The organism is Pseudomonas sp. UV AK001 (assembly GCF_046097675.1).
GTDB classification, from domain to species: Bacteria; Pseudomonadota; Gammaproteobacteria; order Pseudomonadales; family Pseudomonadaceae; genus Aquipseudomonas; species Aquipseudomonas kribbensis.
Genome location: NZ_JBJUVZ010000007.1, coordinates 178608 through 193509, shown reverse-complemented (window position 1 = coordinate 193509; position 14902 = coordinate 178608). Strand labels below are relative to the sequence as shown.

The window sequence follows — 14902 nt, the reverse complement described above, 5'->3', positions numbered from 1 at the left end:
GGGCGCTGCTCATGCAAGGAATCCAATGAAACAAAAGCGGACTCTCGGAACGCCTCGGTTGCTGGGCATCGTCTGGCCATTCATTGCCGTTGTGTTGTTTCAGGCCTTGCTGGGCGGCGTGAGTCTTTACGTCCTGTCGGCCGTTCGCGGTTATGTGGCAGGCGAGAGCCTCTGGTCCAAGGGGCAGAAAGACGCGATCTATTACCTCAATCTGTATGCCGACAGCCGTGACGAGGCGATTTATCTCAAATACCAGAACGCGATTGCCGTGCCACAGGGCGGCCATCAGTTGCGTCTGGCTCTGGACAGGCAACCGCCCGACCTGCAAGCGGCGCGCGAGGGCATCCTGAAGGGCGGTAACCACCCGGACGATGTCTCCAGCCTGATCTGGCTGTACCTGAACTTCCGCCACTTCAGCTATCTGGAAACCGCCATCGACCGCTGGACACAGGGTGACGCCTATCTGGTGGAGCTCGATGACGTGGCGCAGGAGATGCACCGGCGGATCACGGCCAATGCCGCCACCGATGGCGATATCCGGCGCTGGAAGGACCGGATTTTTGCGATCAACGATGGCGTGACGCCCGCCGCCAAGGCCTTCAGCGACGCCCTGGGCGAAGGCTCGAGGGTAATCCTGCGCCTGCTGCTGTTCACCAACCTTGCCACGGCGCTGGGCCTGATCGTCCTGGCGCTGTTGCGCACCCGCAAGCTGCTCAAACAGCGGCATGCCTTTGCCGAGGCCCTGCAACTGGAAAAGGACCGGGCCCATATCACCCTGCAATCGATTGGCGACGGGGTGATCACCACCGATGTGAGCGGCGCCATCGAATACATGAACCCGGCCGCCGAAGCCTTGACCCACTGGAAGGCTGAGCAGGCAGCGGGTCTGCCGCTGGCGGCGTTGTTCAACTTGCTGGATGACAACGCCCAGACCGAAGGGCTGACCCTGATCGAACACATTCTGAGTGGCCAGCTCAGCGGTGGCAGCGAGCACTCGAAACTGATCCAGCGGCTGGATGGCAGCACCGTTTCAGTGACCTTGGTCGGCGCTCCGATCCGCAATGCGGGCAAGGTCAGCGGGACGGTGCTGGTGCTGCATGACATGACCCAGGAGCGGCAATACATCGCCAATCTGGCGTGGCAGGCGACCCATGATGCATTGACCGGCCTGGCCAACCGCCGCGAGTTCGAATATCGCCTCGAACAGGCTTTGCACAATCTGACCCGGCAACCGGGGCGGCACGCGCTGATGTTCCTCGATCTCGATCAGTTCAAACTGGTCAACGACACCTGCGGGCATGCGGCGGGCGATGAGTTGCTGCGGCATATCTGTGCGTTGCTGCAATCCGGCCTGCGCGAGGGCGACACGCTGGCGCGGCTGGGGGGTGATGAGTTCGGCATCCTGCTGGAGAACTGCGCGCCGGAGGCAGCCGAGAAGATCGCCGAGGGGCTGCGTCAGACGGTGCAGAACCTGCATTTTGTCTGGAAGGGGCGGCCGTTCCTGACCACCGTCAGCATTGGTCTGGTGCATGTGGCGCAAACCCCGACGACCCTTGAAACCTCGCTGCGGGCGGCGGATATGGCCTGCTACATGGCCAAGGAAAAGGGCCGCAACCGGGTGCAGGTCTACCATGCCGACGATTCGGAGCTGTCCCTGCGTTTCGGCGAGATGGCCTGGGTGCAGCGCCTGCACATGGCCCTGGAGGAAAACCGCTTCTGTCTCTATGCCCAGGAAATCGCCCCGTTGGGTTCGGTGGCCGGTGGCGCGGGTGGGCACATTGAAATTCTGCTGCGCCTGCATGACGAGGCGGGCCGGATGATTCTGCCGGACAGCTTCATACCGGCTGCCGAGCGTTACGGTTTGATGACTTCGCTGGACCGCTGGGTTGTGCAGAATGTATTTAAGGTAATTGCTCAATGTATTAACGAAGAGTGCGAACAGCCTTTGGCAATGTGTGCGATTAATCTTTCAGGCATTACTATCGGAGATGACGCGTTCTTGCACTTTCTACGGGAACAGTTTGATAACTATTCTGTTCCGCCTGAAATGATTTGTTTTGAAATTACAGAAACCAGCGCCATTGCAAATCTTGGCAGCGCCATCCGATTTATTAATGAACTCAAAGGCTTGGGTTGTTACTTTTCGCTGGATGATTTTTGCGCCGGAATGTCTTCATTCGCTTATTTGAAACATTTACCTGTAGACTTCCTGAAGATCGACGGGAGTTTCGTAAAGGATATGCTGGACGACCCGATTAACCGCGCTATGGTCGAAGTGATCAACCACATCGGGCATGTCATGGGTAAGCAGACAATTGCGGAGTTTGTCGAAACAGCCCAGATCGAGCAGGCATTGCTTGAAATCGGCGTGGATTACGCTCAGGGTTATGTCATCGAACGCCCGCAGTTGTTTACCTGCGACAGTTTGCAAAGTCGGCCCGCCAGACCGCAGCCGCTGTTGTTCAAGGCGCCTGGCACGTTCCGTTGAAGTCTCTTGCCGATCCTTACAATCACAAATCAAAAGGAGCCGAACAGTGATCGACACATTCAACCGAACCGGACCACTCATGGAAGCTGCAAGTTATCCTGCCTGGGCACAACAGTTGATCCAGGATTGCAGCGAGAGCAAACGCCGGGTTGTCGAACATGAACTTTACCTGCGCATGCGTGATAACAAGCTCAGCGCCAGGACCATGCGCCAGTACCTGATCGGGGGCTGGCCCGTCGTTGAGCAGTTTGCGTTGTACATGGCGCAGAATCTCACTAAAACCAAATTCGCCCGTCACCCCGGGGAAGACATGGCGCGGCGCTGGCTGATGCGCAACATCCGCGTCGAACTCAACCATGCCGATTACTGGGTGAACTGGAGTCGAGCCCACGGTGTAAGTCTGGAGGACCTGCAGGCCCAGCAAGTGCCGCCGGAGTTGCACGCCCTGAGTCATTGGTGCTGGCACACCAGTTCGGCGGATTCGCTGATCGTGGCCATTGCCGCTACCAACTATGCAATCGAAGGCGCGACCGGGGAGTGGTCGGCGCTGGTCTGTTCGACAGGTGTGTATGCCGCCGCGTTCCCCGAAGAGGATCGCAAGCGGGCGATGAAGTGGCTGAAGATGCATGCCCAGTACGATGACGCCCACCCCTGGGAGGCGCTGGAAATCATCTGCACCCTGGCCGGCATGAACCCGAGCAAAGCCTTGCAGACCGAGCTGCGCCAGGCTGTATGCAAGAGCTACGACTACATGTACCTGTTCCTTGAGCGCTGCATGCAGCTGGAGCTTACGGAGCGGGTGCTGGTCGGGCGCGAGCGGCGGGCGCTGGTCGAGAGCTAGTACGACGACCTCAATGAAAAACGGGAGCCCATGTGCTCCCGTTCTTGTTTGGCAGAGTCAGTTCAGCCGGCCATTGTCAGGCGATTGCGCCCCTCGCGCTTGGCCACGTACAACGCGCTGTCGGCCCGGCGCAGCAGGCTGTCGGCGGACTCGCCCGGCAGCAGGGTCGAGCAGCCAAGGCTCACGGTCAGTTCGATCAACTGGCCATCGGCGTAATAGTCCTGGGCCTGTGCTGCATACCGCAGGCGTTCGCCGACCATCGCGGCGGCTTCGCGGCTGGTGTTGGACAGCAGAATCAAAAACTCTTCCCCGCCATAACGAAACACCATGTCGACGTTGCGCAACTGATCCTTGATCGAGGCTGCGACAGCTTTGAGCACTTCATCGCCGGCCGTGTGACCATGGCTGTCGTTGACCTGCTTGAAATGATCGATGTCCAGCATCAGCAGTGACAGCGGTTGCAGGTGGCGACGGGACATCTCGATTTCCCGCTGCAGGGTCTGCTCCATGGCGATGCGGTTGCCGGCGCCGGTCAATGGATCGCGCAGGGCGGTCTGCGTCGCAACGCGGTAGAGCAGTGCGTTGCGCATCGGGTACAGCAGGGACGACAGGAGCGATTCCAGATTGCCCAGTTCCTGCTCGCTGAAGCGCTGGTTGCGGCGGAACACCAACTCGCCCATGTGCTCGCCATCGTGGCTGAGGCTGTAGCTGGCCGAGTGATGACCGCGGGCACCGAACTCCAGGCGCAGGTCACTGCCGTTGTGCACATAGCTCAAGGCATCGAGCGGTACCAGGCGCTGAACTTCGCGGAAAAACAGACCCAGGATGCGTTGAGGCTCAAGGCTGGTTTGCAGTTGCAGGCTCATTTGCTGGCGCAATTGCGCCAGGCTGACAGGTCGCTGCAGCAGCGGAGGCAGCTGACCAAAGCCCAGGCGTTGCAATTTGGCACTGTCGAAGTCAATTGCAGTGGTCTGGGAGGGTGATTTCATATGGCGTGAGCCCCTAAGCAGTAAGTCTGTCTTACAGGCTGGGTGAGAGCGGCTATGGGCTGCGCGTCATACTGATCCATCAGTCCCGTAGGACATTTGGCACAAGTTTAGTCTGCCCGATGACGATTAGTCAGCTATCGAAATCAGGCCTTGCCCGACTGCCTTCACTCGGCGTGCTTTGAGGGAATGTAGAGCGAAAGTCGTGCCACTCAGTTCAGGTTTTATTAAAACCTTTGTGAATCAAAGAGTTGAATTTATAGCTTGAAATTGAGTGGTGGTAATTTGACTGAAAAGGGTCTGCGCAAAGCGGCAAATGTATGCCGCGACGGGAATCCGCCGCGGCAACAAAAGCGACGTATGGCATTACTGGGCGTTGAATGCCTGGCCGTTGATGCCTGTGCTGTCCGGACCCATCAGGTACAGATAGACCGGCATGATCTCTTCCGGCGTCGGGTTGTTCAGCGGGTTTTCCCCCGGATACGCCTGGGCGCGCATGCTGGTGCGGGTGCCGCCCGGGTTGATGCTGTTGGAGCGTACCGGTGCCACGCCGTCGACTTCGTCGGCCAGAGTCTGCATCAGGCCTTCAGTGGCGAACTTCGACACGCCATAGGCGCCCCAGTAAGCACGGCCCTTGCGCCCGACGCTGCTGGAGGTGAACACCACCGAGGCGTCCTGCGACAGTTTGAGCAGCGGCAGCAGGGTGCTGGTCAGCATGAACATCGCGTTGATGTTGACCTGCATGACGCGCATGAAGTTTTCACCGGACAACTGCTCGATCGGCGTACGCGGACCAATGATCGAGGCGTTGTGCAGCAGGCCGTCGAGATGGCCGAATTCGGATTCGATCATCGCCGCCAGCTCATCGTATTGATGGGGCAGGGCGGTTTCGAGGTTGAACGGGATCACCGCCGGCTGCGGATGTCCGGCCGCTTCGATCTCGTCGTAGACCTGGGTCAGGTTGGCTTCGGTCTTGCCCAGCAGCAGCACGGTCGCGCCGTGGGCCGCGTAGGTTTTCGCGGCGGCGGCGCCGATGCCGCGCCCGGCACCGGTGACCAGAATGACCCGATCCTTGAGCAATTCGGGGCGAGCGGAGTAATCAAACATAAAAAACCTCTAATCCATTAACTTCTGATCGTTCCCACGACCGGCATGGGAATGGAGCGGGCCCGAATCAGCAACTGCACAGAGCGTTATCGATCACCTTGCGCAACTCCTGCGGATGATCCACCACCACGTCCGCGCCCCAGTGTCGCGGATTGTCGTCCGGGTGAATGTAGCCATAGGTCACGGCGGCAGTCTTGGTGCCCGCGTCACGGCCGGATTCGATATCGCGCAGATCATCGCCGACAAACAGAACGGTCGACGGATCCAGATCAAGCATCTTGCAGGCTAGCTCCAGCATCTCGGGATCCGGTTTGCTGTTTTTCACGTGATCCGGGCAGATCAGCAGGGCCGAGCGTTCGGCCAGCCCCAGTTGCTGCATGATCGGCTCGGCGAAGCGCAGCGGCTTGTTGGTCACCACGCCCCAGATGAGGTTGGCTTTCTCGATGTCGGCCAGCAATTCGCCCATGCCGTCGAACAGCTTGCTGTGTACGGCGCAGCCGGCGAGGTAGCGCTCGAGGAACTCCAGGCGCAATTCCTCGAAGCCCGGCGACTCCGGATCCATCGAGAACGTCACCGCGACCATGGCCTTGGCGCCGCCGGAGATTTCGTCGCGAATGTGTTTGTCGTTCATTGGCGGCAAACCGCGATCCGCGCGCATCGCCTGACAAATCGCGATGAAGTCCGGCGCGGTGTCGAGCAGAGTGCCGTCCATGTCGAAAAGGACTGCTCTGATGGCCATCGGCTTACTCCTCGCGCAGGGTCTGGATCATGTAGTTGACGTCCACGTCCGCCGCCAGCTTGTAGTGCTTGGTCAGCGGGTTGTAGGTCAGGCCGATGATGTCCTTGACGGTCAGGCCGGCCATGCGGCTCCAGGCGCCGAGTTCGGACGGGCGGATGAATTTCTTGAAGTCGTGGGTGCCGCGCGGCAGCAGCTTCATGATGTATTCGGCGCCGACGATAGCGAACAGGTACGCCTTCGGGTTGCGGTTGATGGTGGAGAAGAACACCTGGCCGCCAGGCTTGACCATGCGGAAGCAGGCGCGGATCACCGAGGATGGATCCGGTACGTGTTCGAGCATTTCCAGGCAGGTGACGACGTCGAACTGCTCGGGCATTTCTTCGGCCAGGGCTTCGGCGGTGATCTGCCGGTACTCGACGTTCACGCCGGATTCCAGCTGATGCAGTTGCGCGACCGCCAGCGGCGCTTCGCCCATGTCGATGCCGGTCACGGTCGCGCCGCGCTGGGCCATGGCTTCGCTGAGGATGCCACCGCCGCAACCGACGTCGAGGACCTTCTTGCCGGCCAGGTTGACGCGCTCGTCAATCCAGTTGACCCGCAGCGGGTTGATGTCGTGCAGCGGTTTGAACTCGCTTTCGCGGTCCCACCAGCGATGGGCCAGGGCTTCGAATTTGGCGATTTCGGCGTGGTCGACGTTGCTCATGATTCAATCCTCTAAAACTTGAAAAAGGCTGTAGCCCCGGAGTTTGAGCCGGGGTGTTTACGATTCGGTGTGACCGCTGATGCGTCGGCCCCAGGCCCGGGCGGTTTCGCCGAGCTGTTGTTCGTCCAGGCGCGTCAGTCGGCGGTCGTCGAGCAGCTGCTTGCCGGCGACCCACAGGTGTTTCACGCAGTCCCGGCCGGTGGCGTAAATAAGTTGCGAGACCGGGTCATAGACCGGTTGCTGGGCCAGGCCGGACAGATCGAATGCGACAATGTCCGCAGCCTTGCCGAGTTCCAGGGAGCCGGTCTCGGCTTCGATCCCCAAGGCCCGCGCGCCGTTCAGCGTCGCCATGCGCAGCGCCCGGTGGGCGTCCAGCGCGGTGGCGGAACCGGCGACAGCTTTGGCCAGCAGCGCAGCGGTGCGGGTTTCACCCAGCAGGTCCAGATCATTGTTGCTCGCCGCGCCATCGGTGCCGACCGCCACGTTGACCCCGGCCTGCCACAAGCGCTCAACGGGGCAGAAGCCGCTGGCCAGTTTCAGGTTCGACTCCGGGCAGTGGATCACGCTGGTGTTGCTTTCTACCAGCAACGCCAGGTCATCATCGCTGATCTGCGTCATGTGCACGGCCTGGAAGCGCGGGCCGAGCAGGCCCAGTCGGCCGAGGCGGGCCAGCGGGCGTTCGCCGTGCTGTTCGACCGCTTGCTGCACTTCGAAGGCGGTTTCGTGGACGTGCATGTGGATCGAGGCGTCCAGCTCTTCGGCGATCACGCGGATTTTTTCCAGGTTCTCATCGCCGACGGTGTAGGGTGCATGAGGGCCGAAAGTGATCTTGATGCGTTCATGATGCTTCAGGTCGCCGAACAGTTCGACACCCTGACGAATGGCTTCATCGGCGCTGGCGGCGCCCGGAATCGGGAAATCGAGGATCGGAATGGCGATCTGCGCACGGATTCCGCTGTTGTGCACGCGCTCGCTGGCAACCTTCGGGAAGAAATACATGTCCGAAAAACAGGTGATGCCACCTTTTATCTGCTCGGCGATGGCCAGGTCGGTGCCGTCACGCACGAAATCTTCATCGACCCATTTGCCCTCGGCCGGCCAGATATGGTTTTCCAGCCAGGTCATCAATGGCAGATCGTCGGCGAGGCCGCGGAACAGGGTCATGGCGGCATGGCCGTGAGCATTGATCAGGCCGGGGGCGAGCAGAACGTCCGGCAATTCGCGGACTTCGGCGGCGTTACACTTCAAGGCTTCGGCGCGCGGGCCGATGAACACGATGCGACCGTCGCGGATGCCCAGGCCATGCTCCTTGAGCACAACGCCTGCGGGTTCGACGGGTACCAGCCAGGTCGGCAGCAATAATAAGTCGAGCGCAATGGCAGGTTTCGGCATCGAGGGTCGGTTCCAGTGCTTTTGTAAAGGATGGCGAAGTATACCCGAGCGTCTTCGCGGGGGGATCGCTATAATCGGCGGCTTTTGTTCATGAGTGCGGGGTGAGGGATGCGCGATCGACTGTTGGCTGCGGAGAAAGTGAAGGCCATCGATTGGCGTGATGGCGCGCTCCACCTGCTGGATCAGCGCGTTTTGCCGTTCGAGGAAAACTGGATCGCCTACACCAGCGCCGCCGGCGTGGCCGAAGCGATTCGCTCGATGGTGGTGCGCGGTGCGCCGGCCATCGGCATCAGTGCGGCGTATGGCATCGTGTTGGCGGCTCGTGCCCGGATTGCCGAAGGTGGCGAATGGTATGCCGCGCTGGAAGAGGATTTCATGTTGCTGGCCGATTCCCGTCCGACGGCGGTCAACCTGTTCTGGGCATTGAACCGCATGCACGACCGGCTGGATCGCCTGAAGGACAACGCCGATCCGCTGGAGGCGCTCGAAGCCGAGGCCATTGCCATTCATGAAAGTGATCGCGAAGCCAATCTGACCATGGCCCAGCTCGGCGTCGACCTGATCCGCAAACATCAGGGCAACGCACAGGCGATTCTGACCCACTGCAATACCGGTGCCCTGGCCACCGGCGGTTTCGGCACGGCGCTCGGGGTGATCCGCGCCGCGTTTATCGAGGGCATGGTCGAGCGTGTCTACGCCGACGAAACCCGTCCGTGGCTGCAAGGCTCGCGCCTGACCGCATGGGAACTGGCCAACGAAGGCATTCCGGTGACACTCAACGCTGACTCCGCCGCTGCGCACATCATGAAAACCAAGGGCGTGACCTGGGTGATCGTAGGTGCCGACCGGATCACCGCCAACGGTGACGTAGCGAACAAGATCGGCACCTATCAGCTGGCGGTCAACGCCATGCACCACGGCGTGCGCTTCATGGTGGTGGCGCCGAGTTCGACCATCGACATGAATCTGGCCAGCGGTGATGACATCCCGATCGAAGAGCGCGACGGTGCCGAATTGCTGGAAGTCGGCGGCAAGCGTGTCGGGGCAGACGTGGAGGCGTTCAACCCGGTGTTCGACGTGACACCGGCGGACCTGATCGATGCGATCGTCACCGAAAAAGGCATCGTCGAGCGCCCGGACACCGCGAAGATGGCGCAGTTGATGTGCCGCAAGCGCTTGCATTGATTGGCTTGATGTTCGCGTTGTCCTCTTCGCGAGCAGGCTCGCTCCCACAGGTTTTGTGATCGCCACAGAACCTTGTGGTAGCGAGCCTGCTCGCGATGGGGCCTTGAAAGTCAATAAACATCCGCAATTTCGTCTCGAAATTTGCATTCGGAGAAGCTCTGAGCCTCTCTCGTCCCCGTTAAGCCTGTCATCGGTCATCTAACTATGCTCCATGCGCATCTGGGGGATAGGTGCGTGGCGGCTCTTGTGATAACATCCGGCGTTTTCCGAGGCAGTCCCACGGGGTTGTCTTCACTGCGCAAATCCAGGGTCAACTTGTCGATTTGTCGTAAGTCGGCGCATGGCACTCGGCCTGCATCGACGAGCTTCGTGCGTCCCCTATGGATATGGCGAAGTTTCACCAGAAAAAGGAATCAGGCTTCTCATGGGCGAACTGGCCAAAGAAATCCTCCCGGTCAATATCGAAGACGAGCTGAAACAGTCCTATCTCGATTACGCGATGAGCGTGATCGTCGGCCGTGCACTGCCGGATGCGCGCGATGGCTTGAAGCCCGTGCACCGTCGCGTGCTGTTCGCGATGAGCGAGCTGGGCAACGACTTCAACAAGCCGTACAAGAAATCTGCCCGTGTCGTCGGTGACGTGATCGGTAAGTATCACCCGCACGGTGATACCGCGGTGTACGACACCATCGTTCGTATGGCGCAGCCATTCTCGCTGCGCTACCTGCTGGTGGACGGTCAGGGCAACTTCGGTTCGGTGGACGGCGACAACGCCGCAGCCATGCGATACACCGAAGTGCGCATGACCAAGCTGGCGCACGAGCTGCTGGCCGACCTGCACAAGGAAACCGTGGACTGGGTGCCGAACTACGACGGCACCGAACTGATCCCGGCGGTCATGCCGACCCGCGTGCCGAACCTGCTGGTCAACGGTTCCAGCGGTATCGCCGTGGGCATGGCGACCAACATTCCGCCGCACAACCTCGGTGAAGTCATCGACGGTTGCCTGGCGCTCATCGACAACCCCGAGCTGACCGTCGATGAACTGATGCAATACATCCCCGGTCCGGACTTCCCGACCGCTGCGATCATCAACGGTCGCGCCGGCATCATCGAAGCCTACCGCACCGGCCGTGGTCGCATTTACATGCGCGCCCGCTCGATCATCGAAGACATCGACAAGGTCGGTGGCCGTCAGCAGATCGTCATCACCGAACTGCCTTACCAGCTGAACAAGGCGCGTCTGATCGAGAAGATCGCCGAGCTGGTAAAAGAGAAAAAACTCGAAGGTATCACCGAACTGCGCGACGAGTCCGACAAGGACGGTATGCGCGTCGTGATCGAGCTGCGTCGCGGCGAAGTGCCTGAGGTGATCCTCAACAACCTCTACGCCCAGACCCAGCTGCAGTCGGTATTCGGCATCAACATCGTGGCACTGATCGACGGCCGTCCGCGGATCCTGAACCTCAAGGATCTGCTGGAAGCCTTCGTCCGTCACCGTCGTGAAGTGGTTACCCGCCGTACCGTATTCGAACTGCGCAAGGCCCGCGAGCGTGGCCATATCCTCGAAGGCCAGGCTGTCGCCCTGTCGAACATCGACCCGGTGATCGCGCTGATCAAGGCCTCGCCGACCCCGTCGGAAGCGAAAGAAGCACTGGTCAGCACGCCGTGGGAATCCAGTGCAGTGATGACCATGGTCGAGCGCGCCGGTGCCGATTCGTGCCGTCCGGAAAACCTCGATCCGCAATACGGTCTGCGCGACGGCAAGTACTTCCTGTCGCCTGAACAGGCGCAAGCCATTCTGGAACTGCGTCTGCACCGCCTGACCGGCCTGGAGCACGAAAAGCTGCTGGCCGAGTATCAAGAGATCCTCAACCAGATCGGCGAGCTGATCCGCATCCTCAACAGCGCCACGCGCCTGATGGAAGTGATCCGCGAAGAGCTGGAAGTGATCCGCGCCGAATACGGCGACGTGCGCCGCACCGAGATTCTCGATGCGCGCCTCGACCTGACCCTGGGCGACATGATCCCGGAAGAAGAGCGCGTCGTGACCATCTCCCACGGCGGTTATGCCAAGACCCAGCCGCTGGCTGCGTACCAGGCCCAGCGTCGTGGCGGTAAAGGCAAGTCGGCCACCGGCGTGAAGGATGAGGACTACATCGCTCACCTGCTGGTCGCCAACAGTCACACCACACTGCTGCTGTTCTCCAGCAAGGGCAAGGTGTACTGGCTCAAGACCTACGAAATTCCGGAAGCGTCCCGCGCTGCCCGTGGTCGTCCGCTGGTCAACCTGCTGCCGCTGGACGACGGTGAATACATCACCACCATGCTGCCGGTCGATCTCGAAGCCATGAAGCGTCAGGCCGATGAAGAAGAAGCCGAAGGCGCCGAGGCAGATGTAGAAGACATCGAAAACAGCAACGAAACCGAAGAAGAGCGCCGCGCGCGCATCAAGGCTGCCGACCGCAAGAAGGCACCGTTCATCTTCATGTCGACCGCCAACGGTACCGTCAAGAAGACCCCGCTGGTGGCCTTCAGTCGTCAGCGCAGCGTCGGTCTGATCGCGCTGGAGCTGGACGAGGGCGACATCCTGATCTCCGCTGCCATCACCGATGGCGAGCAGGAAATCATGCTGTTCTCCGACGGCGGCAAGGTGACTCGCTTCAAGGAATCCGAAGTCCGCGCCATGGGCCGTACTGCTCGCGGTGTGCGTGGCATGCGTCTGCCGGAAGGGCAGAAACTGATTTCCATGCTGATCCCGGAAGAGGGCAGCCAGATCCTGACGGCTTCCGAGCGTGGCTACGGCAAGCGCACGGCGATCACCGAGTTCCCTGAATACAAGCGTGGCGGCCAGGGCGTTATCGCCATGGTCAGCAACGAGCGTAACGGCCGTCTGGTCGGTGCGGTTCAGGTGCAGGACGGTGAAGAAATCATGCTGATTTCCGATCAGGGCACGCTGGTGCGTACCCGTGTCGACGAAGTCTCCAGCCTGGGTCGTAACACCCAGGGCGTGACCCTGATCAAGCTGGCCAAGGATGAAACCCTGGTCGGTCTGGAGCGGGTCCAGGAGCCGTCGGAAGTCGAGGGTGAAGAGTTTGAAGGTGAAGAAGGTGTCGAGCTGGAAGAGGGCGTGATCGGCGCCGAACCGGACGATGCGGTCGACAACCTGCAGGCGGACGCCGCAGACGAAGAAGAGTCGCAAGACTAACCAAATCGTAGCAGGGCAGAGTGTTTGCTCTGTCCGCTACCGTGATTGCATAGCGAGAGTGGATGTGAGCAAACGAGCCTTTAACTTCTGCGCAGGTCCCGCTGCGCTGCCTGAAGCTGTCCTGTTGCGTGCCCAGTCCGAGATGCTCGACTGGCACGGCAAGGGTCTGTCGGTCATGGAAATGAGCCATCGTAGCGACGACTACGTGGCCATCGCCGAAAAAGCCGAACAGGACCTGCGCGATCTGCTGTCCATCCCCTCCAACTACAAAGTGTTGTTCCTGCAGGGCGGCGCAAGCCAGCAGTTCGCCGAGATTCCGCTGAACCTGCTGCCCGAGAACGGCACTGCCGACTATGTCGAGACCGGCATCTGGTCGAAAAAAGCCATCGAGGAAGCGCGTCGTTTCGGCAACATCAACGTTGCTGCCAGCGCCAAGCCTTATGACTACCTGGCCATTCCTGGTCAGAACGAATGGAAGCTGACCCCGGGTGCGTCCTATCTGCACTATGCGTCCAACGAAACCATCGGCGGCCTGCAGTTCGACTGGGTTCCCGAGGCCGGTGACGTTCCGCTGGTGGTCGACATGTCCTCCGATATCCTCTCGCGTCCGATCGATGTGTCGCAGTACGGCCTGATCTACGCCGGCGCGCAGAAGAACATCGGCCCGAGCGGTCTGGTCGTAGTGATCGTCCGTGAAGACCTGTTGGGCCGTGCCCGCAGTTCGTGCCCGACCATGCTCGACTACAAGATCTCGGCCGACAACGGTTCGATGTACAACACCCCGGCCACCTATTCCTGGTACCTCTCGGGCCTCGTTTTCGAGTGGCTGAAGGAGCAGGGCGGTGTCGCCGCGATGGAGCAGCGCAACAAGGCGAAAAAAGACCGCCTGTATGGCTTCATCGACAACAGCGACTTCTACACCAACCCGATCAGCGTCAACGCCCGCTCCTGGATGAACGTGCCGTTCCGTCTGGCTGACGAGCGTCTGGACAAGGCTTTCCTGGCTGGCGCCGACGCCCGTGGCCTGCTCAACCTCAAGGGCCATCGTTCGGTCGGCGGCATGCGTGCCTCGATCTACAACGCTCTGGGCCTGGAGGCGGTTGAAGCGCTGGTTGGCTACATGGCTGAGTTCGAGAAGGAGCATTCCTGATGTCCGAGCAGGAACTCAAGGCGCTGCGCGTTCGCATCGACAACCTTGATGAGAAGATCCTCCAGCTGATCAGTGATCGCGCTCGCTGCGCCGAAGAGGTTGCCCGGGTCAAGATGGCCAGTCTGGCCGAAGGCGAGCAGCCGGTGTTCTATCGTCCCGAGCGTGAAGCGCAGGTCCTCAAGCGCGTGATGGAACGCAACAAGGGGCCATTGGGTAACGAAGAGATGGCGCGGCTGTTCCGCGAAATCATGTCTTCGTGCCTCGCCCTCGAGAACCCGCTGAAAGTGGCTTATCTCGGTCCGGAAGGCACCTTCACCCAGGCGGCGGCCATGAAGCACTTCGGTCACGCGGTGATCAGCAAACCGATGGCGGCGATCGATGAAGTGTTCCGTGAAGTGGCGGCCGGTGCGGTGAATTTTGGCGTGGTGCCGGTGGAGAACTCCACTGAAGGCGCGGTCAACCACACCCTCGACAGCTTCCTTGAGCACGACATGGTTATCTGTGGCGAAGTCGAGCTGCGGATTCACCATCATCTGCTGGTCGGTGAAAACACCAAGACCGACAGCATCAGCCGCATCTATTCCCACGCCCAGTCGCTGGCCCAGTGCCGCAAGTGGCTGGACGCCCATTATCCGAATGTCGAGCGCGTGGCGGTGTCCAGCAACGCCGAGGCGGCCAAGCGGGTCAAGGGTGAGTGGAATTCGGCAGCGATCGCCGGTGACATGGCGGCCGGACTGTATGGCCTGACCCGTCTGGCCGAGAAGATCGAGGATCGTCCGGACAACTCCACGCGCTTCCTGATGATCGGTAACCAGGAAGTTCCGCCGACCGGCGACGACAAGACGTCGATCATCGTGTCCATGAGCAACAAGCCCGGCGCGCTCCATGAGCTGCTGGTGCCGTTCCATGACAACGGGATCGACCTGACCCGGATCGAAACCCGTCCGTCGCGCAGCGGTAAATGGACCTACGTGTTCTTCATCGACTTCGTCGGCCATCACCGTGATCCGCTGATCAAAGGTGTACTGGAAAAGATCAGTCAGGAAGCAGTAGCACTCAAGGTGCTGGGTTCCTACCCGAAAGCAGTTCTCTAAGGGGCGGTA

General features: G+C 60.5%; 11 protein-coding genes. 6 read left to right on the top strand and 5 right to left on the bottom strand.

The features are described from left to right. Positions 1-25: 25 nt before the first annotated feature. Both ACKLNA_RS19870 and ACKLNA_RS19865 read left to right on the top strand, forming a co-directional pair. Complete coding sequence (locus ACKLNA_RS19870; protein ID WP_408986935.1) at positions 26-2488, top strand: EAL domain-containing protein; 2463 nt, start codon at positions 26-28, stop codon at positions 2486-2488. Between the two features lie 79 nt (positions 2489-2567). After that, entirely contained in the window at positions 2568-3329 is a 762-nt protein-coding gene (locus tag ACKLNA_RS19865; RefSeq protein WP_408986840.1) for a TenA family transcriptional regulator, read from the top strand. Positions 3330-3391: 62 nt separating this feature from the next. On the opposite strand, the gene ACKLNA_RS19860 is transcribed toward ACKLNA_RS19865, so the two are convergent. The 5 genes from ACKLNA_RS19860 to ACKLNA_RS19840 form a co-directional block, all read right to left on the bottom strand. Further along, the gene (locus tag ACKLNA_RS19860; protein ID WP_408986839.1) at positions 3392-4318 is read right to left on the bottom strand and encodes a GGDEF domain-containing protein; all 927 of its coding nucleotides are present in this window, start codon (positions 4316-4318) and stop codon (positions 3392-3394) included. Positions 4319-4681: 363 nt separating this feature from the next. Further along, positions 4682-5422, bottom strand: a complete 741-nt coding sequence (locus ACKLNA_RS19855) for a YciK family oxidoreductase (protein ID WP_408986838.1) — start codon at positions 5420-5422, stop codon at positions 4682-4684. A 67-nt stretch (positions 5423-5489) separates the two neighbouring features. After that, positions 5490-6161, bottom strand: a complete 672-nt coding sequence (gene mupP, locus ACKLNA_RS19850) for an N-acetylmuramic acid 6-phosphate phosphatase MupP (protein ID WP_134827711.1) — start codon at positions 6159-6161, stop codon at positions 5490-5492. A 4-nt stretch (positions 6162-6165) separates the two neighbouring features. Then, positions 6166-6864 carry a bifunctional 2-polyprenyl-6-hydroxyphenol methylase/3-demethylubiquinol 3-O-methyltransferase UbiG gene (gene ubiG / locus ACKLNA_RS19845; RefSeq protein ID WP_007950906.1) on the bottom strand — a complete coding sequence of 233 codons (699 nt, stop codon included), beginning with the start codon at positions 6862-6864 and terminating at the stop codon, positions 6166-6168. Positions 6865-6921: 57 nt separating this feature from the next. Continuing rightward, a complete protein-coding gene (locus ACKLNA_RS19840) occupies positions 6922-8256 on the bottom strand; it encodes a TRZ/ATZ family hydrolase (protein ID WP_408986837.1) in 1335 nt (444 codons plus the stop codon). Positions 8257-8364: 108 nt separating this feature from the next. Between ACKLNA_RS19840 and mtnA the strand changes: the two genes are divergently transcribed. The 4 genes from mtnA (at position 8365) to pheA (ending at position 14893) form a co-directional block, all read left to right on the top strand. Continuing rightward, entirely contained in the window at positions 8365-9441 is a 1077-nt protein-coding gene (gene mtnA, locus ACKLNA_RS19835) for an S-methyl-5-thioribose-1-phosphate isomerase (RefSeq protein ID WP_408986836.1), read from the top strand. A 424-nt stretch (positions 9442-9865) separates the two neighbouring features. Next, positions 9866-12649, top strand: coding sequence for a DNA gyrase subunit A (gyrA, locus tag ACKLNA_RS19830; protein WP_114884663.1), 2784 nt, complete (start codon positions 9866-9868; stop codon positions 12647-12649). Positions 12650-12713: 64 nt separating this feature from the next. Continuing rightward, on the top strand, positions 12714-13799 hold the full coding sequence (gene serC, locus ACKLNA_RS19825) for a 3-phosphoserine/phosphohydroxythreonine transaminase (protein WP_248740162.1): 1086 nt from the start codon (positions 12714-12716) through the stop codon (positions 13797-13799). Continuing rightward, a complete protein-coding gene (gene pheA / locus ACKLNA_RS19820) occupies positions 13799-14893 on the top strand; it encodes a prephenate dehydratase (RefSeq protein ID WP_007950913.1) in 1095 nt (364 codons plus the stop codon). Before serC ends, pheA begins: the two co-directional genes overlap by 1 nt. Positions 14894-14902 lie beyond the last annotated feature (9 nt).